This window comes from Variovorax sp. PBL-H6, assembly GCF_901827155.1.
Taxonomy (GTDB): domain Bacteria; phylum Pseudomonadota; class Gammaproteobacteria; order Burkholderiales; family Burkholderiaceae_C; genus Variovorax.
On the sequence record NZ_LR594659.1, the window covers coordinates 3287363 to 3309392 of the forward strand.

General features: G+C 67.0%; 21 protein-coding genes and 1 tRNA gene. 13 read left to right on the plus strand and 9 right to left on the minus strand.

All coding sequences use genetic code 11. The features are described 5' to 3' along the window. Positions 1-2 precede the first annotated feature (2 nt). Genes G3W89_RS15400 through G3W89_RS33090 form a run of 8 tightly spaced genes read left to right on the plus strand, consistent with a single transcriptional unit; the run spans position 3 to position 4717 of the window. Positions 3-236, plus strand: a complete 234-nt coding sequence (locus G3W89_RS15400; RefSeq protein WP_162575006.1) for a hypothetical protein — start codon at positions 3-5, stop codon at positions 234-236. Next, complete coding sequence (locus G3W89_RS15405; RefSeq protein WP_162575007.1) at positions 233-1117, plus strand: DUF1631 domain-containing protein; 885 nt, start codon at positions 233-235, stop codon at positions 1115-1117. The genes G3W89_RS15400 and G3W89_RS15405 overlap by 4 nt, the downstream gene beginning before the upstream one ends. Beyond that, complete coding sequence (locus G3W89_RS15410) at positions 1114-1650, plus strand: DUF1643 domain-containing protein (RefSeq protein ID WP_162575008.1); 537 nt, start codon at positions 1114-1116, stop codon at positions 1648-1650. The genes G3W89_RS15405 and G3W89_RS15410 overlap by 4 nt, the downstream gene beginning before the upstream one ends. Next, the gene (locus G3W89_RS15415) at positions 1647-1907 is read left to right on the plus strand and encodes a hypothetical protein (protein ID WP_162575009.1); all 261 of its coding nucleotides are present in this window, start codon (positions 1647-1649) and stop codon (positions 1905-1907) included. Before G3W89_RS15410 ends, G3W89_RS15415 begins: the two co-directional genes overlap by 4 nt. Further along, the gene (locus G3W89_RS15420) at positions 1904-2128 is read left to right on the plus strand and encodes a hypothetical protein (protein WP_162575010.1); all 225 of its coding nucleotides are present in this window, start codon (positions 1904-1906) and stop codon (positions 2126-2128) included. Before G3W89_RS15415 ends, G3W89_RS15420 begins: the two co-directional genes overlap by 4 nt. Beyond that, on the plus strand, positions 2125-2724 hold the full coding sequence (locus G3W89_RS15425) for a J domain-containing protein (protein WP_162575011.1): 600 nt from the start codon (positions 2125-2127) through the stop codon (positions 2722-2724). The genes G3W89_RS15420 and G3W89_RS15425 overlap by 4 nt, the downstream gene beginning before the upstream one ends. Then, positions 2721-3602 carry a hypothetical protein gene (locus G3W89_RS15430; protein WP_162575012.1) on the plus strand — a complete coding sequence of 294 codons (882 nt, stop codon included), beginning with the start codon at positions 2721-2723 and terminating at the stop codon, positions 3600-3602. Before G3W89_RS15425 ends, G3W89_RS15430 begins: the two co-directional genes overlap by 4 nt. Then, on the plus strand, positions 3599-4717 hold the full coding sequence (locus G3W89_RS33090; protein ID WP_197893620.1) for a hypothetical protein: 1119 nt from the start codon (positions 3599-3601) through the stop codon (positions 4715-4717). Before G3W89_RS15430 ends, G3W89_RS33090 begins: the two co-directional genes overlap by 4 nt. A 108-nt stretch (positions 4718-4825) precedes the next feature. Here G3W89_RS33090 and G3W89_RS15440 read toward each other — a convergent pair whose 3' ends face one another. The 7 genes from G3W89_RS15440 to cysS form a co-directional block, all read right to left on the minus strand. After that, positions 4826-6016, minus strand: coding sequence for a tyrosine-type recombinase/integrase (locus G3W89_RS15440; RefSeq protein WP_162575013.1), 1191 nt, complete (start codon positions 6014-6016; stop codon positions 4826-4828). 160 nt (positions 6017-6176) lie between these two features. Next, a tRNA-Ser gene (locus G3W89_RS15445) sits at positions 6177-6269 on the minus strand. A 22-nt stretch (positions 6270-6291) separates the two neighbouring features. Next, entirely contained in the window at positions 6292-7560 is a 1269-nt protein-coding gene (locus tag G3W89_RS15450; protein WP_162575014.1) for an aspartate kinase, read from the minus strand. Positions 7561-7641: 81 nt separating this feature from the next. Next, positions 7642-8610 (minus strand): tRNA lysidine(34) synthetase TilS, encoded by a 969-nt coding sequence (gene tilS / locus G3W89_RS15455; RefSeq protein WP_162575015.1) that lies wholly within the window; start codon positions 8608-8610, stop codon positions 7642-7644. A 32-nt stretch (positions 8611-8642) separates the two neighbouring features. Then, on the minus strand, positions 8643-9623 hold the full coding sequence (locus G3W89_RS15460; protein ID WP_162575016.1) for an acetyl-CoA carboxylase carboxyltransferase subunit alpha: 981 nt from the start codon (positions 9621-9623) through the stop codon (positions 8643-8645). A gap of 15 nt (positions 9624-9638) precedes the next feature. Further along, complete coding sequence (locus tag G3W89_RS15465; protein ID WP_443083174.1) at positions 9639-10307, minus strand: DNA-3-methyladenine glycosylase family protein; 669 nt, start codon at positions 10305-10307, stop codon at positions 9639-9641. Between the two features lie 4 nt (positions 10308-10311). Then, positions 10312-11688: a cysteine--tRNA ligase gene (gene cysS, locus G3W89_RS15470; RefSeq protein WP_162575017.1), complete on the minus strand. Its 1377-nt coding sequence runs from the start codon at positions 11686-11688 to the stop codon at positions 10312-10314. A gap of 193 nt (positions 11689-11881) precedes the next feature. Here cysS and G3W89_RS15475 point away from each other — a divergent pair, with 193 nt between their 5' ends. The 5 genes from G3W89_RS15475 (at position 11882) to G3W89_RS15495 (ending at position 15198) form a co-directional block, all read left to right on the plus strand. Beyond that, on the plus strand, positions 11882-12466 hold the full coding sequence (locus G3W89_RS15475) for a tetratricopeptide repeat protein (protein ID WP_162575018.1): 585 nt from the start codon (positions 11882-11884) through the stop codon (positions 12464-12466). A gap of 64 nt (positions 12467-12530) precedes the next feature. Continuing rightward, positions 12531-13106 carry a peptidylprolyl isomerase gene (locus G3W89_RS15480; RefSeq protein WP_162575019.1) on the plus strand — a complete coding sequence of 192 codons (576 nt, stop codon included), beginning with the start codon at positions 12531-12533 and terminating at the stop codon, positions 13104-13106. Between the two features lie 21 nt (positions 13107-13127). Further along, on the plus strand, positions 13128-13637 hold the full coding sequence (locus G3W89_RS15485; RefSeq protein ID WP_162575020.1) for a peptidylprolyl isomerase: 510 nt from the start codon (positions 13128-13130) through the stop codon (positions 13635-13637). Between the two features lie 2 nt (positions 13638-13639). Further along, positions 13640-14401 (plus strand): UDP-2,3-diacylglucosamine diphosphatase, encoded by a 762-nt coding sequence (locus tag G3W89_RS15490; protein WP_162575021.1) that lies wholly within the window; start codon positions 13640-13642, stop codon positions 14399-14401. Then, positions 14401-15198, plus strand: coding sequence for a zinc-dependent peptidase (locus G3W89_RS15495; RefSeq protein ID WP_162575022.1), 798 nt, complete (start codon positions 14401-14403; stop codon positions 15196-15198). The genes G3W89_RS15490 and G3W89_RS15495 overlap by 1 nt, the downstream gene beginning before the upstream one ends. Before the next feature lie 24 nt (positions 15199-15222). Here the strand turns inward: G3W89_RS15495 and G3W89_RS15500 are convergent, their stop codons facing one another. Together G3W89_RS15500 and G3W89_RS15505 are read right to left on the minus strand one after the other, a co-directional pair. After that, positions 15223-18054, minus strand: coding sequence for a DUF349 domain-containing protein (locus tag G3W89_RS15500; protein WP_162575023.1), 2832 nt, complete (start codon positions 18052-18054; stop codon positions 15223-15225). Positions 18055-18147: 93 nt separating this feature from the next. Beyond that, complete coding sequence (locus G3W89_RS15505) at positions 18148-21951, minus strand: DUF748 domain-containing protein (protein ID WP_162575024.1); 3804 nt, start codon at positions 21949-21951, stop codon at positions 18148-18150. Positions 21952-22030: the final 79 nt, after the last annotated feature.

Here is a 22030-nt window from a genome sequence, read left to right on the forward strand (position 1 = left end):
GTATGGGCTACCTGAACCCGCTACTGAAGCTGCCCGCCGGGCGCGCGCTTCTTGACCTGCCGCCCGAGGACCGCCGCCGCATCGAGGCCGTGCTGCGCCAGCTGCGTGACCAGGCGAACGACGAGGCCGAGAGCGCTTGGCGCAGGCGCAAGGGCCCTATGGCCGCCTATTGGCGCGCCGTGTCTACCTACGCGCGGCACCTTGCGCACGCGCTTTCGAAGGACACCACCCAATGAACGACACCGCCAAAATCATGCCCGTCGAGCAGTGCGGCGCCGTCAGCAAGTGCATGGGCAGCCCGTCGAGCTACGCCTCGCAGCTGACCAGCGGCTACTCGTCGCACAAACCCGCGGCGACGCGAGTTGCGGCGCACGCGCTGGCGCAGCTGGAGGCGGCTCACGCGAAGGACGTGGCTATGCACGAGGCGAACCGGCCCGCGATCGAGAACAACAAGGTCGTGAGGTCGCGCGTCGAGGCGCTGATGGCGGAGATCGGCATGCCCGTGTCCTATTCAGAACGCGACCTCAAGTCCCGGTCACGTTCCCCGAAGAGCATCCGCCACGATGCCGGCTACCTGGGCGAGCTTCGCCGGCACTGCCCGACCACGGACGGCTTCGAGTCAGCGACCCACACCTACGAGCGGCTGCTGAAGGACTACCAGGCCTACGCCGAACGCGCCGAGCTCGAGGCGAAGCAGGCGAAGGAGAAGCAAGCGCGTGAGGCCGCCGCCGTGGTGGAGCGCCGCAAGGCCGACATGGAGCTGGCGGCCATGCTGCTGCGATACGAGTTGCCGATCGAATCAAGCTGGTCCGACGTGCTGGAGGCGCTGCGCTCGCGCGACCAGCGGCTCGACCTCGCCGCGGCCATGTCGCAGACCCGAGGCGACTGGTCGGAGGGTCCCTACCGGGTGAGCGGCGCGGTCGGGCGCTTCCAGATCGAGACCACCGAGGACAAGGACATCGCGACCTGCATCCTGTCGTGCCTCGAAGATTTCGAGGACGGTCGCGTGTTCCGCGACTGCATCTGGAGCTACAGCGTGCTGTTCGCCGAGGCCAAGGATCCGCAGCTGTCTGCTGACGTGCAGAAGGCGCTGCAGCACGCGGGAGACGAGTCGTGAAGCGCACTGCCCAGCTCTCCCCCTGCGGCACCTACCGCACGCGCCTCGGCTGGGTCTGGGACGACCGTCCGATCCTCCTCGCGTGCATGTTCAACCCGAGCGACGCCAATGGCGAGCGTGACGACCAGACCTGCACCCTGCTCTGCCACATTGCCAGCCACAACGGCTTCGGCGGCCTGACGATCGTCAACGGCATCCCGCTGATCTCATCCACGCCGGCAGCGGCCACCGAGATGACGAACTGGGACAAGACGCAGGACTGGTACGCGCGCGATCGCCTGCACCAGAACGTCGGGATCATTGTCGAGGAGGTTGCGCGCGCCGGTGCGGTGCTGCTGGCCTGGGGCGCCTTGGCCGACCGATGCTCCGACTGGTTCGACAACGTGCGCGAGGAGATCGAGTGCGCGCTGCCCGACGGCGTGCCGCTCTACTGCCTCGGCAAGACCTCCGGCGGCTACCCGAAGCACCCGATGGCGCGGGGCAAGCACAAGGTGCCCAAGGACGCGAAGCTGCTGCCCTGGAGGTCGTCATGACCATCGGACTTCTCGAGCAGCTGATCGACGGCGCGCGCCAGCTGGCCGGCGAAGAAGGCAGGCTCCACGGTGGGCGGATCTGGCACTTCGAGGGTGGCCGGTCTTGCCCCATTGGGTGGGACCTCTGTTCTCAGGCCGTCTACGTCGATCTGGCGTTTGGCGAGCACGACTACGGCCAGCCCGGCGGCCCCGGCTACGCTGATTGCCGAGAGAACTGCAGCCATGGCATGCAGCCCCCGCCCGAGGACGATCTGTGACCACGAAGCACTTCTCCGCCCTGGCCAGCGCCACCGCGCGGGCCATGGCCGCGGTGCGCACCGAGCACTGCCCTGCCCCTGACTACCGCCCCGCGGCGCCCGTGCGCGCCTCCATGCCCTGCACGAGGTGCGGCGGCGTCCTCAAGTTCAACGTGTCGGCCGAGGGCCGCACCAGCGGCCGCTGCTCGAGCGCCGGCTGCATCACCTGGAGAGACCTTTGACCATCACAGCATTCCCGCTGGCATGGCCGCTGCACAAGCCGCGCACTGACCACTGGCGGATCGAGCGCTCGGCCTTCGACAGGAAGCGTAGCCTGGCCTCCGCGCGCGACCTGCTGGTGAACGAGATCAAGCTGCTGCGCGGCACCGACCTGATTGTCTCCAGCAACATCCCGCTGCGCCTCGATGGCCTGCCGAGATCTGGCTATGCTGCGCCGCGCGATGCAGGCGTCGCGATCTGCTTCAAGCGCGACAAGCAGGACATGGCATTCGCCTGCGATCGGTGGGACCGTGTCGAGGACAACATCTACGCCATAGCCAAGACCATCGACGCGCTGCGCGGCGTCGCGCGCTGGGGGACTGGCGACATGCTGAAGGCTGCCTTCACCGGCTTCACCGCGCTGCCGCCGCCGATCGTGGCCGGCATGGCGCGGCCCTGGTGGGAGGTGCTCGGCGTACCGCAAGACGCCGGCCGCCAGGCCATTGATGCCGCCTGGCGCCGCCTCTCCAGCCAGCACCACCCGGACAAGGGCGGCACTGCCGAGCGCATGGCCGAGATCAACACCGCGCGCGATGCTGCGTTGAAGGAACGCACATGACCTGGAGCGGTGGCTTCGCGGAGTGGACCGAGGGCGACACGGCCTACTTGTCGATCGCCTTCACATGGCTGCTCGACAAGGCCTTCTCGCGTGCCCTCTGGTATCGGGCGCTCGGCTACAAGGTTCGCGCGGGCGGCCCGGCGCTGTTCCTCGTGAAGATGAAGCACGAGCTCGAAGACGTAGCCGAGCTGGGCGGCGAGTACCCGGACGCGATCGCGCGGCACAACCCGCAGGCGACGATCGCGAGCCGCGGCTGCCCGGTGGGATGCTGGTTCTGCATCGTGCCTGCCATGGAGGGGAAAGAGTTCACGCTGCTGCCCGACTTCCCTGTGCGGGCCGTGCTGTGCGACAACAACCTTTCCGCGCTGCCGGACGACTTCCAGCGCCACATCATCAGCCGCTACCAGCAGGAGGGCATGCCCCTGCTGGATGCCAATTCGGGCTTCGAGCCGCGCACCTTCGATGATGCGGTGTACGCGCGCTGGAAGGCCGTCAATCAAGGCCCATGGCGCTTCGCCTACGACGACCAGCCGGAGCGCACCGATGTCGAGCGCGTGATGCACATGCTCAAGGGTGAGCCCGCCAAGAAGAAGCGCGTCTATGTCCTCATCGGCAATGAGCCGTTCGAGGCCTGCATGGAGCGCATTCATGAGGTCATCGCATGGGGCGGCGAGCCGCACGTGCAGCCCTACATCAAGCTCAACGCGCTGGAGAAGCGCCCGCATGTCCGCTTCGACTGGACCGAGCGAAAGCTGAAGGACGTTGCTCGCTGGGCCAACGGCCACGTCTGGCGCAAGGCCCCTTTCTCCGAGTACGACCGCCACATGCGCACCACAGCGCCGGAGGTCTACGACAACCAGCAAGGACTCTTCGTATGACAGCCATGAACAGCACCACCATCCAGGCGCTGGAAGCCTTCGCTGCGATCAAGCCGCTGCCCTATGGAACCAACGGCACACGGGACGTGAACATAACCACGTGGCACCGCGCACATGAGGCCGCGGTCGCAGCTCTCTCAGGTGAAGTCAAAAGCGCAGCCCAATGCTCGCGCTGCGGCGGAACCGGAATAGTGGACGATGGAGAAATCGACTGCTACGAGAACGGCGTGCCCTATGAGAACGGGCCCGTCAAATGCGTAAAGGATTGCCCTGCGTGCACACGCCCCTCTGCGCCTGCTCAGCAGAAGTGCGACAACTGCGGCGACCCGGTGCCCAAGCGCGCGTGCTACTGCCAGGCGAACTGCGTGCATGCCGCACCACCCGACGCGCCCGAGAAGCGGGCGGAGCCCGACATGCCTGCGATCTGCGCGGCGCTCGGCTTCGACCCGACGAATCACCACAACGCTGCGAAGTGCCCATACTGCCGCCCAGCGCCACTGGTCCCGCTGCAGGCCCGCCTGCAGCCCTGGGTGATGGCTTGCTTCGGCGAAATGATCGCCGGCGACCGCGAGGAACGGAATCACCGCTTCTTCGAAGAGGCGCTCGAGCTGGTGCAGGCCTGCGACTGCATGGCAAGCGAAGCGCATCAGCTGGTCGACTACGTGTTCGGCCGGCCAGCGGGCGAGAAGGCGCAGGAGGCAGGCGGCGTGATGATCACACTGGCCGCGCTGTGCTTGGCGCAGGGGCTAGACATGCACGAGGCCGGCGAGACCGAGCTCGCCCGCATCTCGACGAAGGTAGAGCAAATCCGCGCCAAGCAGGCCGCCAAGCCTAAGCACTCGCCGCTGCCGGAAGTACCCCAGGCAGTCGCGCTCGACATCCCAGCTGGCTGCGAGATGGCGCGCGGCTGGTGCGTCGAGGTGAGCGCGCAAGGCGAGCGTGTCCTGCTGCTCTCCGATGTGGGCTACAGCGGCCTGGCCGACCTCGAACCCTGGGCCAGCACCATCATCGGCTGCGCGGAGCACCTGCAGGCGTTCGTCGGGCCGGCCTGCGGCGGTGCGCCGTTCGATTCCGACCTCGAGTCGCTGGAGACCGGCGAAGGAGATGCACGATGACAACCGAACAGAAGATCCTGGTGACGGCCGCCGAGGCTGCGAAGATGCTGTCCATGGGCCAGTCCACCTTCTGGCGCAAGGTGGGCGAGAAGAAGCTGCCCGAGCCCGTCAAGATCGCGGGGATGACGCGGTGGCGCGTGGCGGACTTGCACGCCTGTGTTGAGACTCCAGCCAGTCAGCCCACCACTGCATCAGCTCACGCCGCTGCGTGAGGTACTGGGCGCGGTTGTACGCCGCGCGCACCGCGTCCGTTTCCTTGTGCTGCAGCTGGCGCTCGATGACATCGTGCGGAAAGCCCGATTGCTCGTTGAGCACGGTCGACGCCAGCGCTCGAAACCCGTGGGCCGTCATTCGGCCGCGGTAGCCCAGCCGGTACAGGGCGAAGAGGAAGGTGTTTTCGGACAGCGGATGCCCTCGGCGCAAGGGTGAATCCAGCACCAGCACCTTCTCGCCCGTCAGCAGCCGGAGCTGCTCGACCACGGCGCGCGCCTGGCGCGACATCGGCACCACATGCGGCAGCGCCTTCGTCTCGTCGCCCTTCACGCGATCGGCCGGCACCACCCACACCGCCCCGTCTTCCTTGAACTCCGACCAAGCCATGCCGCGCAGCTCGCCAACGCGCACAAAGGTGTACGCCAGCAGCCAGAGGCCAATCCGGGTGATCGGCTCGTCGTAGTCGTCGATCGCGCGCAGCAGCGCCCCGGCTTCGGAAGACGGAATGCTGGCCATGGGCTTCTTGACCTTGCGCGCCACCAGCACGCGCGTAAGCCCGGCGGCTCCATGGCTCTCGATGTGGCCTACGTCCTGCGCGTGGTCGAACACGGCAGTGATGCGGCCCGCCACGCGGTGAGCGGTCTCGATCTTGTCGCCGGCCTGGGCCTTGCGTACCACGTCGACCAGCGTGGTTCGTGGTATCGCGTTGATGGGCAGCCTGCCGATCGAGGGGAAGACGAAGCGCTCCAGCGTGTTCTCGACCTGGGTCTGGTGCTTCGTGTTGGACAGCGATGGCAGCTTGATCTTGAGCCACTCGCGCGCCGCGGCCTCGAAGGTGGGCGCCGCCTTGGCCTCGAGCTTGGGCCCTTCCTTGGCGCCTGCGTGCGCCTTTCTCGCGTCTGCCAGGCCCATGTCCGGCCAGCGCCCATGGGTCCGGGTCTTCTGCTTGCCGGCCTCGGTGTAGTTGGCCCGCCAGCTCTTCCCGCCCGCCGGCGTGACGAACAGGTAAAGGCCCTGCCCGTCCGCCAGCTTGTAGCCCTTCTCTCGCGGCTTCGCCGCCTCCACCGCCTTTGCGGTCAAACCCATGGTATCGGCCCCCTCGATGCCATCCCCGATACCATGCCGAGCGGTGAGCTAGGGCGAGACTGGCCGGGGTTTCGTGGGGGCGATTATGAGGGCTTCCCCAATGAAAAAACCCCGCGGCGGGTAGCGCGCGGGGTTCTTAGGGAGGCTCTGGGATTGTTCTTGGCGGAAACGGAGGGATTCGAACCCTCGATGAGGCTCTACACCCCATACTCCCTTAGCAGGGGAGCACCTTCGGCCACTCGGTCACGTTTCCAGGAAGCTGCAATTATGCCAGCTTACGCGGGCGGTTGATCGAGATCGAAGGCCTTGTGCAGGGCCCTCACGGCGAGTTCCATGTACTTTTCGTCGATCACGACCGAGGTCTTGATCTCGCTGGTAGAAATCATCTGGATGTTGATGCCCTCTTCGCTCAGCACCCGGAACATCTTGCTGGCCACGCCCACGTGGCTTCGCATGCCGATGCCGACGATGCTGACCTTGCAGATCTTGGTGTCGCCCACGATCTCGCTCGCACCCAGCGTGGGCAGCACCTTCTCCTTCAGCAGGTCGACCGTCTTGGCGTAGTCGTTGCGATGGACCGTGAAGCTGAAGTCGGTGCGGCCGTCCTTGCTCAGGTTCTGGATGATGACGTCGACCTCGACGTTGGCATCAGCCACTGCTCCGAGGATGTGGTACGCGATGCCCGGCTTGTCTGGCACGCCGAGCACGGAGATCTTGGCTTCGTCGCGGTTGAACGCAATGCCGGATACGACGGCTTGTTCCATGTTTTCATCTTCCTCGAATGTGATCAGGGTGCCCGAGCGGGCCTCTTCCTTGATGTCGATGTCCCAAGGCGTGAAGCTCGACAGCACACGCAGGGGCACCTGGTATTTGCCGGCGAACTCGACCGAGCGGATCTGCAGCACCTTCGAGCCGAGGCTCGCCATCTCAAGCATTTCCTCGAAGCTCACCGTGGTCAGGCGGCGCGCATCCGGCTCGACGCGCGGGTCCGTGGTGTAGACGCCGTCGACGTCGGTGTAGATGAGGCACTCGTGCGCCTTCATCGCGGCCGCGATCGCGACAGCCGAGGTGTCGCTCCCGCCGCGGCCCAGCGTCGTGATGTTGCCGGCGTCATCGACGCCCTGGAAGCCGGTGATGACCACCACCTTGCCGGCATCGAGCTCGGCGCGCACGCGTTGGTCGTCGATGCGCTCGATGCGGGCCTTGGTGAAGGCGCTGTCGGTCCGCACCTGCACCTGCCAGCCGGCGTAGCTGACGGCCTGCACGCCCTCGGCCTGCAGCGCGATGGCCAGCAGTGCGGACGAGGCCTGCTCGCCGGTGGCGGCCAGCATGTCGAGCTCGCGGTTGTGGTCGTCGTCGATCTTGCTGGGAGCCAGCTCTTTGGCGAGGCCGAGCAGGCGGTTGGTCTCGCCGCTCATGGCGCTCGGAACCACGACCATCTGGTGGCCGGCGCGAGCCCACTTGGCAACGCGCTTGGCGACATTCCTGATGCGCTCGGTCGAGCCCATCGACGTGCCGCCGTATTTGTGAACGATCAATGCCATGGGTGAAGTCAAGGAGAAAGATTCGGATGCCTGCGCAATGCCGGCGTCCGGGGGCCCTGTCGTATGCCTGGGCTATCTGTTTCAGCGCAAGGCTGCAGGCTGCGACGGAGGCCGGGCATTGTACCAACGCAGGAGGTCGCCCTCGCGTTGGACGTAACCGTCCGCAACCTTGAGCCGGATGCGGTGGCCGCGGGTACTGCAAGCCGCGATCTGATCGAGCAGTTGCTCGAGCTGCGCCTCGCTGGGTACGGCGTCATGTTCACGCTTGAGCCAATGGCGAAGCACGTTGGCGAGACGCTCGCGCGGCAAGGTGCGCAACGCAGCCAGCATGGGCGGCGAGCCTGCGGCCGCCATGTCCGCAGCGGCGACCTCGGCCAGCAGGCGCGAAGCCCTGGCGGCATTGCGGGCGGAGCGCGCAAACGTTTCGCGGAACTGCGGCAGTGTCGCGGCGAGCGCCGGCAGCAGTTGCAGCCGGATCCGATTGCGCGTGTAGCGCAGGTCGGCGTTAGTGGGGTCGTCGATGTGGGCGGTGCTGCTGCGGGAGATCCATTCGCGCAGCGCGACCGCCTGCACGTCCAGCAGAGGCCGATGGAAATTCACGCCATGACGCTGCATCTGGCGCGGCATGCCGGCCAGTCCGTCGAGGCCAGCGCCGCGGCCGAGCGCAATGAGCATGGTCTCGACCTGGTCGTCGGCATGCTGGGCCAGCGCGACATGCCCCAGCCCGTGCGCCCGCGCGAGCGCCGCCAGCGTGACATAGCGCGCCCGCCGCGCCGCATCTTCAGGACTCTCGCCCGGGGCGTGACGAGCGTCGACGCGGCCCACGCGCAGGGGCACGCCCAAGGTTTCGCAGGTCGCAAGGCAATGCGCTTCGAAAGCGTCGGCCGCCGCTTGCAGGCCGTGATGCACGTGCAGTGCCTGCACCTGGCCCGGCCAGAGGCCGGCGGCTGCATGCAGCAAGGCGGTGGAGTCGGCACCGCCGCTGTAGGCGATGCCCAGCGGCAGCGGCACCGCCCAGGGCGCGAGCGCGAGGGCGGCGGGATTCTCCATCGGTCGTGGCCGGCCCTCGCGCGGGCCGCGGACTACTTGGCGCTCTCGGCCTTGGTATCGGCGAAGCGGCCGTAGCTCTGCAGCCGATCGTAGCGGCGTTCGAGCAGTTCCTTCGGCCGCAGATCGGCGACTTGCCGGAAGGCATCGTTGAGCGCGCGCTTGAGAAAGGCGGCCATCTGCCGATGGTCGCGGTGCGCGCCGCCGACCGGCTCGTTGACGATCTTGTCCACGAGCCCGAGCGCCTTGAGCCGATGCGCGGTGATGCCCAGCGCGTCCGCCGCTTCCTGGGCCTTGTCGCTGGTCTTCCAGAGAATGGAGGCACAGCCTTCGGGGCTGATCACCGAGTAGACGGAGTACTGAAGCATCAGCACCTGGTCGCCAACCGAGATGGCAAGCGCGCCACCGGAGCCGCCCTCGCCGATGATGGTGACGATCACCGGCACCTCGAGCTGCGCCATTTCGAAGATGTTGCGGCCGATGGCTTCGGACTGGCCACGCTCCTCGGCATCGATGCCCGGGTAGGCACCCGGGGTGTCGACGAAGGTGAAGACCGGCAGCTTGAACTTCTCGGCCGTCTTCATGAGCCGCAGTGCCTTGCGATAGCCCTCGGGCTTGCTCATGCCGAAGTTGCGAGCGGTGCGCTCCTTGGTGTCGCGGCCCTTCTGGTGGCCCAGCACCATGCAAGGCGTGCCGTTGAAGCGCGCGAGGCCGCCGACAATGGAGAGGTCGTCCGCGAAGTGGCGGTCACCGTGAAGCTCGACAAAGTCGGTGAAGATCTCGTGGACGTAGTCCAGCGTGTAGGGCCGCTCGGGATGCCGGGCTATCTTGGTGATTTGCCAGGGCGTCAGGTCGCTGTAGATTTCCTTGGTGAGCTGCAGGCTCTTCTTGCTGAGCTGGTCGATCTCTTCCGAGATGTCGACCGCCGATTCAGTCTGCACATAGCGCAGCTCTTCGATCTTGGATTCGAGCTCCGCAACGGGCTGCTCGAAGTCGAGAAAGGTTCGTTTCGCCAACGTCTTCTCCTCTTGTCAGTATGCGACCACCGGCAGGGGGTCGAGCGATCGCCAAATATACCAAGTCGCGACGCTGCAATAGGGGGCCCAGGCGACGGCCACCTCGCGCGCGTCGCTTCGGCTGACCGGATCGCCCGAAAAATAGCTGCGGCTGATGCCGTTGATCAAGCCGGCGTCGTCCAGCGGAAGCACGTTGGGGCGCATCAAGTGGAAGATCAGGAACATCTCGGCCGTCCAGCGGCCGATGCCGCGGATCGCGACCAGCTCCGCGATGATCATCTCGTCGGACATGTCTTCCCAGGCATCGACGTGCACGGTGCCTGCATCGAAGTGCAGCGCCAGGTCGACCAGGTACTCGACCTTGCGCGCCGAGAGGCCGGCCGCGCGCATGTCGTCGACCTTGAGCTTGAGCACGTTCGGCGGCGTCATCTTGCGAGGCAGCCTGGCAAAGCGGTCCCACACCGACTGGGCAGCCTTCACCGAAATCTGCTGACCCACGATGCTGCGCGCCAGTGTGGTGAAAGCGTCGCCGCGCGATTCGAGGCACGCGTCGCCGAATTGCGGGATCAGCCGCTTCATGACGCGGTCTTTCCTCGCCAGGTGCTTGCAGGCCTCTTCCCAGTACGGTGGGGTATGGACTTCGATGATCGAGGACTTCTTGACGGCAGGCATTGTCGTACTCATGCCCTCACTTGACGGTGGTCCAGGTGGTGCCAGTCGGCGAATCCTTGAGCACGATCCCCTGCGCCAGCAGTTCACTGCGGATGCGATCGGCCTCGGCGAAGTTCTTTCCTGTCTTGGCCTCGGCACGGCGAGAAATGAGGGCTTGGATCGAGGCGTCGTCAAGGGCGCTGCCGGCCTGCAGGAAGGCTTCGGGACCTGCCTGCAGCAGACCGAGGCAGGCGCCCAGCGCCTTCAGCATGCCAGCGGCTTGCGCCGACTTCGTCCGGTTCACTTCGCCCGCCAGGTCGAAGAGCACGGCCACGGCCTCGGGTGTGCCGAAGTCATCGTCCATGGCGGCCTTGAAGCGCGCCGCATGCGGGTCGGCCCAGTCGATGGCCACTTCGGCCGGCGGCACCAGGTGAAGCGCCGTGTAGAGCCGCTTGAGCGAGGCGCGCGCATCGTCCAGGTGGACATCGCTGTAGTTGAGCGGGCTGCGGTAATGTGCGCGCACGACGAAGAAGCGGATCGTCTCGGCGTCGAATTGCTTGAGCACGTCGCGGATCAGGAAGAAGTTGCCCAGGCTCTTGGACATCTTCTCGTCGTCGATGTTGATGAAGCCGTTGTGCATCCAGATGCGCGCCAGCGGCTTGCCGGTCGCGCCTTCGCTCTGCGCGATCTCGTTCTCGTGGTGCGGGAACTGCAGGTCCATGCCGCCTCCGTGAATGTCGACGGTTTCCCCGAGCAACTGGCAGGCCATGGCCGAGCACTCGATGTGCCATCCGGGACGGCCGGGGCCGAACTGGCTGGACCACTTGACCTCCTCAGGCTCGGTGGGCTTGGCGCTCTTCCACAGCACCGGATCGAGCGGGTCCTCCTTGCCGTCCAGGACGGCCACGCGCTCGCCGGCATGCAGTTCGTCCAGCGACTTTCCGCTCAGCTTGCCGTAGCCAGGGAACTTGCGCACCGCGTAGTTGACGTCGCCATTGGTCGAGCGGTAGGCCAGGCCCTTGTGCTCCAGCGTGGCGATCAGCGACAGCATCTGCGGCACGTACTCGGTGGCGCGCGGCTCGTGCGTGGGCCGCTCGATCCCGAGCGCGTCGGCGTCTTCGTGCAGCGCCTGGATCATGCGGTCGGTGAGCGTGCGGATGCTTTCGCCGTTCTCGACCGCGCGCCGGATGATCTTGTCGTCGATGTCGGTGATGTTGCGCACGTACTCGACGACAAGGCCCGAAGCCTTGAGCCAGCGTTGCACCACGTCGAAGGCCACCATCGAACGCGCATGGCCGAGATGGCAGTAGTCGTACACGGTCATTCCGCACACGTACATGCGCACCCGACCGGGTTGCAGAGGAGAAAAATCCTCCAGTTCACGCGACAGCGTGTTGTAGATGCGAAGGCTCATGAGACAAGGGAATGCCGGAATTCGCCCGCGCGACACGGCGAGCGACACAGATTTTTTCAGGGGTGAGGATGCTATGGCAACGAGGGAATGAACGGAGCCCCTCGGCTACAATCCCGCGTCAGTATAAACGGCCGGTTCCGTTATTTTCCCGGGTGTTTTCGAGGCCCGCGTTCCCCTCCATCTCACGAGGCTCATGAAGCACGCCGCTGCCCCCTCCCCCTCCTTCATCCCGCGTTTCCTCTCGGTTCTCCTGCTCGCCTTTGCCGCCGCTGCGGCACACGCCGACGACTACGTCGACGTGAACACCCTGCTGCGTCAGGGCAAGCCCGCCGAGGCGCTGGCCAAGGCCGATGCCTACATCGCCGGCAAGCCGCGCGACCCGCAGATGCGATTCCTGCGCGGTGTAATCTTGACCGAACAGGGCAAGCAGGCCGAGGCGGTCACGGCCTTCACGCAGCTCACCCAGGACTTTCCCGAACTGCCCGAGCCCTACAACAACCTGGCGGCGCTCTACGCCGGCCAGAGCCAGTTCGACAAGGCGCGCGCGGCACTCGAGATGGCGATCAAGCTCAATCCGAACTACGCCACCGCGCATGAGAATCTCGGTGATGTTTATGCGCGCCTCGCCGGTCAGTCCTATGGGCGCGCGCAGCAGCTCGAGGCCGGCAACGCCAGCATCCCTCCCAAGCTCGCGCTGATACGCCAGCTCTTCAGCGCGTCGGGTACCGGCTCGCTGCCGGCCGCGCCGGCCGAAGTCCGCAAGCCGGTGCGCCGCTAAGCCCGCCGCCTCCGCGGCGCTGCCGGGGTCCGTTGTCTTTTTCAGCCCGTCCTCCTTCTTCACCATGCACATCCTTTCCCGTCGCACGGCATTGATCCTCGTCTCGGCGCTGAGCCTGGCCGGCGCCAGCTGGGCACAACAAGCGGCGCCGCGCGTCAAGCTCGCCACTTCGGCCGGCGACATCGTGATCGAGCTCGCACCAGACAAGGCACCCAAGACGGTCGAGAACTTCCTGCAGTACGTGCGGGACAAGCACTACGACGGCACGGTGTTCCACCGGGTGATCGACGGGTTCATGATCCAGGGCGGCGGCTTCACGTCCGAGCTGAAGCAGAAGCCCACGCGCGCGCCGGTCCCGCTGGAAGCGAACAACGGCCTGAAGAACGACAAATACACCATCGCGATGGCGCGCACCGCCAGCCCCGATTCCGCGACCTCGCAGTTCTTCATCAACGTGAACGACAACGCGATGCTCAACGCCCCCAATCCCGATGGGCACGGCTACACCGTGTTCGGCAAGGTGGTCGCAGGCACCGAGGTGGTCGACAAAATCCGCGCCGTGCGCACGGGCAACAAGGGCGGCATGCAAGACGTGCCGCTCGAAAGCGTCACCATTCAATCCGCCACCGTGGCGAAATAAGCCAATCAACAAGGAGCCCTCATGAGCAACCCCCAAGTCGAACTGCACATCAAGGACCAAGGCGTCATCACGCTCGAACTGGACCAGGATAAGGCGCCGAAGACCGTCGAGAATTTCCTCGCCTACGTGACCAAGGGCCACTACGACAACACGGTGTTCCACCGCGTCATCCCGGGCTTCATGGTGCAAGGCGGCGGCTTCGAGCCGGGCATGTCGCAAAAGCCGACGGGCGCCGAGATCCAGAACGAAGCCAACAATGGCCTGAAGAACGACAACTACACGGTGGCCATGGCCCGCACCAATGCGCCGCACTCGGCCACGGCGCAGTTCTTCATCAATGTGGCAGACAACGGTTTCCTCAATCACACGGCGCCCTCCGCCCAGGGCTGGGGCTATGCAGTGTTCGGCAAGGTGGTCGGCGGCACGGAAGTGGTCGACAAGATCAAGGCGGTGAAGACCGGACGCAAGGGTTTCCACGACGACGTGCCGCTGGAAGACGTGGTCATCGAGAAGGCCGTCGTCAAGGGCTGACGATGACGGGCTTCGCCGAGCTCGTGGCTCCCGCGGCGTGGCGCACGGTGGATCTGATCTCCGACCTCCACCTGCAGTCCTCGGACCCGGCGACCTTCGACGCGTGGCGCGGCTACCTGCAGACCACGCCGGCGGACGCAATTTTCATCCTGGGCGATCTGTTCGAGGTCTGGGTGGGCGATGACGCGGCTGCCGAACCTGGCTTCGAGGCGCAATGCGCAGAGGTGCTTCGCGAAGCCGGCGCACGCCGGCCGTTGTTCTTCATGCATGGCAACCGCGACTTCCTGGTCGGCCCCGCCTTTGCCGAGCAATGTGGCATGCAGTTGCTCGACGACCCGACGGTGCTAGCCCTGCATGACAGGCGGTGGCTCCTCAGCCACGGCGATCTTCTCTGTCTCGACGACACCGAGTACCTCCGCTTTCGTGCCGAAGTGCGCGCCCCTGCCTGGCAGAGCGCCTTTCTCGCGCGTCCGCTGGCGCAGCGCCGCGCCCTTGCCCGCTCGATGCGCGCACAAAGCGAGGACCGCAAGCGCAGCCCCGCCATGGTTTGGGCCGATGTCGACGCCGATGCCGCGCGCGCCTGGCTGCGGCAAGCCGGCGCGACAACGCTGATCCACGGGCACACGCACCGGCCGGCTGCGCATGCGCTCGGCGAAGGCCTTGGGCGCATGGTGCTGAGCGACTGGGACCTGAAGGCGCACCCGGCTCGCGCGCAATTGATGTGCCTGTCGAGTGCAGGCGCGCAACGCGTCGACCTGCGTTGATGTTCAACTGGCTGCGTGGGCTGCGCGCCCCGCCTTCGATTCCTGATGCGGCGTGGCAGGCCACGCTGTGGCGCTACCCTTTTCTAGCGCACGGTGCGGGACGCGATGCGGAGCGGCTGCGCCGCCTCGCCGCGGAGTTCCTGCGCGACAAGGAATTCCATGGCGCTCATGGCTTCATCATCACCGACGAGGTTGCGCTCGCCGTAGCGGCGCAGGCTGTGCTGCCGGTGTTGCACTTGCCAGGGGAGCTGCGCTGGTACGACGACTTCGTGGGCATCGTGATTCACCCGTCGGAGGCGGTGGCGCGGCGCAAGACGGTCGACGAGACCGGCGTTGTCCACGAGTACGACGAGATCCTGGCCGGCGAAGCAATGGACCGCGGCCCGGTGATGCTGAGCTGGCAGGACGTGCTGGCGGGCAGCGTCACACAGGACGCGGGCTACAACGTGGTGATCCACGAATTCGCCCACAAGATCGACATGAAAAGTGGCGAGGCCGACGGCTGCCCGCCACTGCCAGCCGGCTTCGCGGGCACGTCCACCGCGCGAGACGCGCGACTCGCCTGGTTTGCGGTGCTCCGACCGGCCTACGAAGACTTCCGCGAGAGAACCATCGTTGCCGAACGCTTCGGCGGCCAGGCGCCATGGCTCGACGACTACGGCGCCACGTCGCCGGGCGAATTCTTTGCCGTGGCCTGCGAGGCGTATTTCGTGAACCGCGCAAAGCTGGCGTCCGAATTCGCCGGCTTGGTCGCGCTGCTCGACGAGTTCTTCAGGCGTCCGCGCTCGGCGGCCTAGGCACCAGGCGCGGACCCCTCTCGTTTACCTGCGCAGCAGCGCCTTGAGCGCGTTCTGCAGGCGGCGCGCCGAGGCCGCGTCGTGCGCGGCAGCGAGGACTGTCCCGGCATCCTGGCCCCAGGTCTGCGCCGGCGCGGGGTCGCCGCGCCGCGTCAGCAGCTTCAACTGCAGGGCGCGACGCGCCTCGAGCTGTTCGGCCGGCGTCGGCACTTCGGCCGCCATCTCCAGCCGCAGCAGAGCCTCGGCCACGGCATCAGGCTTGGCCAAAGGATCGGAAGCCAGGGCTTGCGACCACTGCCCGCGCACTGCAGGCGTCACCACACGGCCGAGTTCCTGCACGCTGGGCAGCTTCGACGCATCGCGCTGCTCCCACGCGCCCAGCACCTGGGTCAGCGCCTCACCGTGGGCCTGGGCGGCAAGCTTGCGCAAGGCTTGATCGGCGCGCTCGAGCGCGTCGCGCTGAGCGCGGAAGGCTGCATCGCCGAGCCGGGGGCCGCGCTCCTCGCGCGGCGGGCGGTCGCCGAAGCGGCCGGCGCCCGGGCCGCGCTCGCCCGGCCGCGGAGGCCGCTCGTTGGCGCGGCCGGGTGGACCGCTACGGCCGTCGCGGCGATCGCCTCCGAAGCGGCCGTTGCCACGCCCCGCCGGCAGGGCTTCGGCCTTCCTGTTGCCAGGTCGGTCGTCGCCTCGGACCGCGATCACGGGCTTGGGTGCTGGCTTGGGCGGCGCAACGGGTGTCGGTGCGGCGTCGTCTGTCTCGGCCTTGCCGGCGTCGGCGCGGGCCGACGAATCGGCACCGTCGGCCGGCGCCACCAGATCGGGCGTCGGCGCTGCGGCTTCGTCGGCGGCGGAGGGAGGCGAAGCGTCGGCATCGGCCGACGCGGGCGCCTGTTGGGCGCTTTCGCCGAACTCGGCCGCGGCCTGGCCCGGCGCCACCACTTCGGTCGCGCCGACGGAAGGGCCATCCGTGGCAGCGGGCTTGCCGGCGACCGGCGGTTTGGCTGCAGGCGGAGCCTCGCCACGCAAAGCGGCTTCGAGTTGGGCCACCGCAGCACGGATCTTCTGGGCGTCCCCCGTGGCGTTCGCGGCCTCCAATGCCTTGGAGGCGTCGAACACATGGCGGTCGTGCTCGCTCATCGCGGCCGCTGACTTCTCACGCTCGGCCGTCTTGCGGTTGAAGGCCTCGTCGATCGGCGAACGGAAGGCATCCCAGAGCTTCTGTTCCTGCCGGCGGTCCAGCGGCACGGTCTGTGCCTCGGCCTGCCAGCGTTGCTGCAGGGCCTTGACGGCATCGATGCGCAGCATTGGCGCAGCGCCGAGTTCGGCGGCCTCGGCGATCATGGCCTGCCGACGCTCGATGCTGGCCTTCTGTGCAGCCTCGAAAGGCGCTCGCGCGGCGCCGAATGCGGCGGTCCACTGGGGCTGGAGCTCGGCGAACATCTTTTCGCCCACGTGACCCGCGTCACGCCAGCGATCGGCGAACTGGTGCAGCGCCCGGTTGTAGGTCTTGAGGTCGGTGTCGCCGGCCTGGGCCTCAGCCCACGCTTTCACCTCCTCGATCAGCGCCAGGCGCTGGGCACGGTGCTCGGCCGCATCGGCGCGCACTTTCTCGAGCCAGGCCTCGACGACCTTGTGGGCTTCGTTGCACGCTTCGTCGAAGCGCTTCCACAGCGCATGGTTGGGCACACCGCCCTGGTCGGCTTGCTTCCATTGCTCGCGCAAGCTGCGCAGCGTCTCCTGCATCTTGCGGCCCCCCAGGGCCTGACCCTCAGGGCGTTTGAGCAGGGCCTCGGCCTTGGCTACGAGCTCCTCGCGCACCTTGTCGGCGCTCCAGCGCTGCCAACCTTCAAGCTCGCCGGCGGCCACCAGCGCCGCATGCACGCGAGCCTCGAGGGCTGCGTCGACCATCCTGCCGTGCTCCTTGAGCACCGCGCGCAGCGCTGCAGCGGCGCCAGCACTGGCCTTGCCATGACCTTCAGCGGTTTCCTGCTCGAGCTTGGCCAGCGCGGCCTCCACAGCCGCCTGGGCTGCGGCGCGCTTCTCGGGATCGACCTTCGGCACCGGCGGCTTTTGCGGGGCGGACTGCACCTCGGGCGCACCGCCGCGCGCGACGCGCAGCTCGTCGGCCCACACCGGTACCGGCGGCAGGGGCGCTGCCGCGTCCTCCGCGGCGGCGACGGTCTGCGCGAGCGCCTGGTGGAACGCATCCGACACCACCAGCAGCTGCGCCTTGGACGATTCCAGCTGTGGCGCGAACTTGGCGTCCAGGCTGTTCCAATTGGGATCGGCCGCGATCTCGTCGGCCTGCTGCTGCCAATGCGCCACGTCGGCGCGCAGGGATTCTTCGGCAGCCTGGGCGTCGCGCCAGCCCTTGGTCGACAGCACCTCGAAGCGCTGTGCCAGCAGCACGGCCGCTTCGCGGTGCACCTGGGCACGGTGCTGCAGATCCTCGATTCCCTTCACGCGCTCGGCGAGGCGGGCCTTGAAGCTGGCCAGCGGCTCGCGCGACAAGGGCGCACCGGCCTTGGCGGCATCGCGCTGCCAGGCGAGCGCGTCGGCGATGTTGAGCTTGGGCTGGGCCAGCAGCGCTTCTGCCTTCTGGGCCCATTCGGCGGCAATGGCTTCCTGGCCGCGAGCCCGCTTGAGCTCGTCGAGCTTCTCGCGCAGGAGGCGCGCGGCGCCCTTGTCCCGGCCGCTCAGTTCCTTGAACACCTCCTGCATCTGCTCGGGCGCCGGATTGCCCGCCAGCCAGTCGCGGATGCGCTGCGCACGCTCCCCCGAAGTCGGTGCGGTGAAGGCACCGCCCGTCATCGTGTCGAGGGACTGGAGGTCGTGGGGCTTGGTCGATGTTGAAGTCACTGCGCGAATAAAACCTGATCTGTAGAGGAAAAGCGAAGGCGCCGGCATTTGCCGGCGTATCCGGCTATTTTCGCCGACTTGCGGCGCATCGGGTCAGCGGATGGCCAGATTCAGCTCTGCCCCGGGTTTCCAGTTGGCATCGCCGGCCTGCGTGCGCACCGCTCCGAGGAACAGCCGCTCACTGGGCACCTTCTGGGCCAACAGGTAGTCGCGTACCGCGGCGCCGCGCTCGACGGCGAGCTGGCGTATGGCCTCGTCGTCGACCGGAATACTGGCCATCAGCAGATCTTCCATCTCCCTGCTCGGGACGTTTTTGGCCAAGCCGATCATGTTGCGGGGCTTGGTCTTGAGGTCGGCCCGGTTGTACACCGCGGCCAGCAGTTCCGGGTACTCCGCGTCGGTGACCGGTGCCACATCGGCCGCATTCTGGCTGCCACGCACTGCCGCGCGGCGCTTCTCGGCCTGGGCGAGCTGGCGCAAACGCTGGCGCTGATAGGCCTCGCGCTCCTGCTCGAGGCTGGCGGTGCCCACCACCGTCATGCGCAGCGCAGGCCGGTCGGTCAGCGCCTTGGCGACCTTGTCCAGGCTTTGCTTCGCCTCCGCGGACAACGCCGCGCTGCCGGGTGCGAAGGTGATGGTGCTCGAATCCCCGCTGCCGCCGCCGAGGCCGCCCGTCAGCAGCGCGAAGGGGGCGGTCGCGGCCTTGACGATCAGGTTGACTACTGCCTTCAGGATGAGGGGACCAAGACTGAACTGCGGATCGTTGAGCGACCCGCTGATCGGGAAGTCGATGTCGATGACGCCGTTGCGGTCGGCCAGCAGGGCGACGGCGAGCCGCACCGGCAGGCTGTTGGGGGCACCCTGCACTTCGTCGCCGAACTGCAGCTGGTTCAGTACCAGCTTGTTGGTAGCGGTAAGTTGACCATCCGGCGCGATCTTGTAGTTCACGTCCATGCTGAGCTTGCCGCGCTCGATGCCATGCCCGGCGTAGCGCACCGAATAAGGCGACAGCGGCGGCAGATCGAGCTCGCGCATCTTCGCCGTGATGTCGAGCTCCAGCGGCTTGGCCAGCGGGTTGAGCTTGCCGGTGATTTCCAGCGAAGCCGTCTGCTGGGCTTTGCCGCGCAGCTCGAGGTCTGCCAATGCCGGCCTGTCGCCCTGGGGCTTGGACGAGAAGGCGCTGAGCTTGCCGGTCAGCTCGCTGAGATCGGCCGAGTAATTGGGCTTGACGAACAGGTCGCTGAAATCGATTCGCCCGTTGACCAGGTTCATGGAGCCGAAGTTGATGACTGGCGCGGGCCCGCTGCCTTCGGACTCCGGGGCCTTCAGGGTCGACGCGGGAGCCGGGACGACGGGCGAGGTCGTACCACCGCCGACCATCGCCTCCGCAGACACGGGGGGCCCTGCGGAAGGCGTCGCTGGTTTCCTGGCGATGGTGGTCGTTGCGGTGCCTCCGAGGCTGCGCCGCGTGCTGGCCTCGCCGCCCGGCTCCGGCGTCTGTGCCGGTTGCCCGGGCTTCCTGGTCAGATCCTGCAAGTTGAGACGGCCGTTCGGGTCGATGATCACGCGCGCGAAGAAGTCGGTCAGCGTGGTTTCGCGCACGTCCACGGCAAGCGGCGCCTTGGGTACCAGGTTGACCTGCAGTCCGCGCAGGTTGAGGGTTTTCCAGCTCAGCAATTGATTGCTGCGATTGGCGAGGCCGGGAGATTGCGTCAGCGTCGCACTGTTGGCGCGGAAGTCGTCGAGCGTCGTGTCGCCGGCCAGCTTGACGCTCATTCCGCCGGGTGCCGTGGCGTACTTGACCGTGCCGCGATAGCTGGCAAAGGCGCGGCGGATGTCGATATTGAGCGCGTCCGCGTAGTAGGCCTTGAAGGCATGCGCCGGGACAGCGGCCACTTCCAACCGGCCCTCGGCCGCCACTGGCTTCAGGACCACCGTTCCCTTGTATTCGAAGCGTCCGGGTTCGGCGCGGCCAGCGGCGATGCGCCCGGACAGCTGCAGCGGCGAGGCGGTGGCGGTGTTGGGCACGATCTTCTGAGCGTTGACCTTCAGGGCGCTGATCTCGAAGGTGACGGGGGTCGCGCCGGCCTTGTCCGAATAGGACAGCGCGCCGTTGTCGACCGCCACGGCGCCGATGGCCAGCTCCCAGGGCTTGGCGTCGCCGCTGGCGGCCTTCGGGTCCTTGGGCGCGGCAACAATGGCGTCCGTGCCGGCGGCCTGGCTGCCGTTCGATGGTGCCTTGAGCCAGCGCTCGAACATCCAGCGCTTCTCTTTGTCGCGCTCGACCAGGACCTTGGGGCTGCTGGCGCTGAACGAGGCGATGTTGAGCGTGTGCTTCGTCATGTCGACTTCGGCATCGACCAGTTCGAACCGTCCAACGCTGGCCAGCGCGGTCTTGGCCTGCGTCAATGCGAGCCCGTCGAGGGCGACTCGGCCTGCCTTGAACTTGAGCTCAGGCTGGTTCCAGGCCACATCGATCTTGCCGCTGAGTTTGCCGTCGAGCGTCGGTTCCAGGCTCTGTGCCAGGTACGGCGCAGCCAGCGACAGCGGCAGTGCCTCGACCTCGGCCTGCACATTGGCGACCTTGTCGGTCGCCTCGCCGCCGAACTTGAGGGCGGCATCACCGATGGCGGTGGAACCGTTGAAGATGGCCGGCTTCTCCATTGGCCAGACGATGGCGCTGGCGTCGACGTGAAGCTGCTTCATGTCGATCGCTGCGGCCGGCTGAATGCTCTGATCCCGCCATCCTATTTCGCCGCCGGACAACGCCAGCTTGTCGACCTGCACGCGCCAGCCGGGCGCCGCAGCTGCGGGCTTGGCGCCGGCCTCTCCGTCCGGCGGAGCGCCAGTCGTCGGCGCCTTCTCGGCCGCTCCCGCGGTCTGACCGGCAGGCAGCAGGTTGAGCCGCCCGGCCGCATCGCGCGCCACCACCAACCGCGGCGCAGCTACCGCCACTTCGCTCAGGTGCACCACCCGCTCCAGCGGCCGCACATCCGCCAGCGCCAGCTGGAGCGAATCGAAACGAAGCAGATCGCGCGCCTTCGAGTCCGCCAGCTGGATGCCATGCGCCGCCACGGTCCCGGTGATCCTCAGGCCGGTCGTGGTCGTCTGCGCGAAATCGATCTTCAGGTCCGCGTCCAGCTTGCCTGCCTGCAGGGCAACCGGCAGGCCACCGGGGATGTAGCCCAGGTAAGGCGCCAGGTCGAGGTCCTTGAAATTGATCTGCGCATCGGTTTTGCGGTCGTCCGCGAAGGGCGTGGTCAAGGCGGCCGAATCGAAAGCGCTGCCGTTGAGCACGAAGGCCAGCTTGGGCTCGGTCTTGATCTCGCGCTGCGAAGGCAGGTTGCTCAGGAACGGCACCTTGAGCACGAAGTCGCGGAGTTCATGCTTGCGCTTGACCGCCTGATCGTCAAAGTCGACCGACCCATTGGTAATGGCGATGTTGTAGACCGCGAAACGCGGCGGCTCGCTCTTAGGCGCCTCCGGGGCGCTGGCGAGCTTCGTGACGATGTCGTCGATGTCGTACTTGCCATCGGCCCGGTGCGTCAGCAGGACCGCTGGCGAGTCAATGGTCAAGGCGTCGATCACCGGCGCGAGTCGCAGGATGGACTGCAGCTCGGCGTCGGCATAGATGCGACCCACCGCGAGTTGCGGCCGGCTGCCGTCGGCCGTCGCGATGCGCAGGTCGTCGATCGCGAGCTCGAGGGTCCAGGGCTTGAAGTCGATCTTGCCGACAGTCACCTGACGCCCAAGCTTTTCACTGGCGATTTTCTGGATCTGGCTCTTGGCGATCGGCGGCACGGCCAGCCAGGCGACGGCCCAAAATACGAGCAGGACCAGCAAGGCCAGTACCGCTCGCCTCACCCACTTGTTTTGTTTCAGCGAAGCAGCATTCATCGGACGGCGAGTGTGCCCCAAACCGCTGAAGCTTCCCAGAAACAAGAAAGCCCGGACGCCGGACATGACGTCTGGCCTC

What these genes read in the sequence shown, in the direction of transcription:
- G3W89_RS15475 (WP_162575018.1), top strand. Translation starts at nt 11,882, where the DNA reads ATGAAGCACGCCGCTGCCCCCTCCCCCTCCTTCATCCCGCGTTTCCTC.
- G3W89_RS15480 (WP_162575019.1), top strand. Translation starts at nt 12,531, where the DNA reads ATGCACATCCTTTCCCGTCGCACGGCATTGATCCTCGTCTCGGCGCTG.
- G3W89_RS15415 (WP_162575009.1), top strand. Translation starts at nt 1,647, where the DNA reads ATGACCATCGGACTTCTCGAGCAGCTGATCGACGGCGCGCGCCAGCTG.
- tilS (WP_162575015.1), bottom strand. Translation starts at nt 8,610, where the DNA reads ATGGAGAATCCCGCCGCCCTCGCGCTCGCGCCCTGGGCGGTGCCGCTG.
- G3W89_RS15440 (WP_162575013.1), bottom strand. Translation starts at nt 6,016, where the DNA reads ATGGGTTTGACCGCAAAGGCGGTGGAGGCGGCGAAGCCGCGAGAGAAG.
- G3W89_RS15405 (WP_162575007.1), top strand. Translation starts at nt 233, where the DNA reads ATGAACGACACCGCCAAAATCATGCCCGTCGAGCAGTGCGGCGCCGTC.
- G3W89_RS15495 (WP_162575022.1), top strand. Translation starts at nt 14,401, where the DNA reads ATGTTCAACTGGCTGCGTGGGCTGCGCGCCCCGCCTTCGATTCCTGAT.
- G3W89_RS15465 (WP_443083174.1), bottom strand. Translation starts at nt 10,307, where the DNA reads ATGAGTACGACAATGCCTGCCGTCAAGAAGTCCTCGATCATCGAAGTC.
- G3W89_RS33090 (WP_197893620.1), top strand. Translation starts at nt 3,599, where the DNA reads ATGACAGCCATGAACAGCACCACCATCCAGGCGCTGGAAGCCTTCGCT.
- G3W89_RS15450 (WP_162575014.1), bottom strand. Translation starts at nt 7,560, where the DNA reads ATGGCATTGATCGTTCACAAATACGGCGGCACGTCGATGGGCTCGACC.
- G3W89_RS15430 (WP_162575012.1), top strand. Translation starts at nt 2,721, where the DNA reads ATGACCTGGAGCGGTGGCTTCGCGGAGTGGACCGAGGGCGACACGGCC.
- cysS (WP_162575017.1), bottom strand. Translation starts at nt 11,688, where the DNA reads ATGAGCCTTCGCATCTACAACACGCTGTCGCGTGAACTGGAGGATTTT.
- G3W89_RS15490 (WP_162575021.1), top strand. Translation starts at nt 13,640, where the DNA reads ATGACGGGCTTCGCCGAGCTCGTGGCTCCCGCGGCGTGGCGCACGGTG.
- G3W89_RS15400 (WP_162575006.1), top strand. Translation starts at nt 3, where the DNA reads ATGGGCTACCTGAACCCGCTACTGAAGCTGCCCGCCGGGCGCGCGCTT.
- G3W89_RS15485 (WP_162575020.1), top strand. Translation starts at nt 13,128, where the DNA reads ATGAGCAACCCCCAAGTCGAACTGCACATCAAGGACCAAGGCGTCATC.
- G3W89_RS15505 (WP_162575024.1), bottom strand. Translation starts at nt 21,951, where the DNA reads ATGAATGCTGCTTCGCTGAAACAAAACAAGTGGGTGAGGCGAGCGGTA.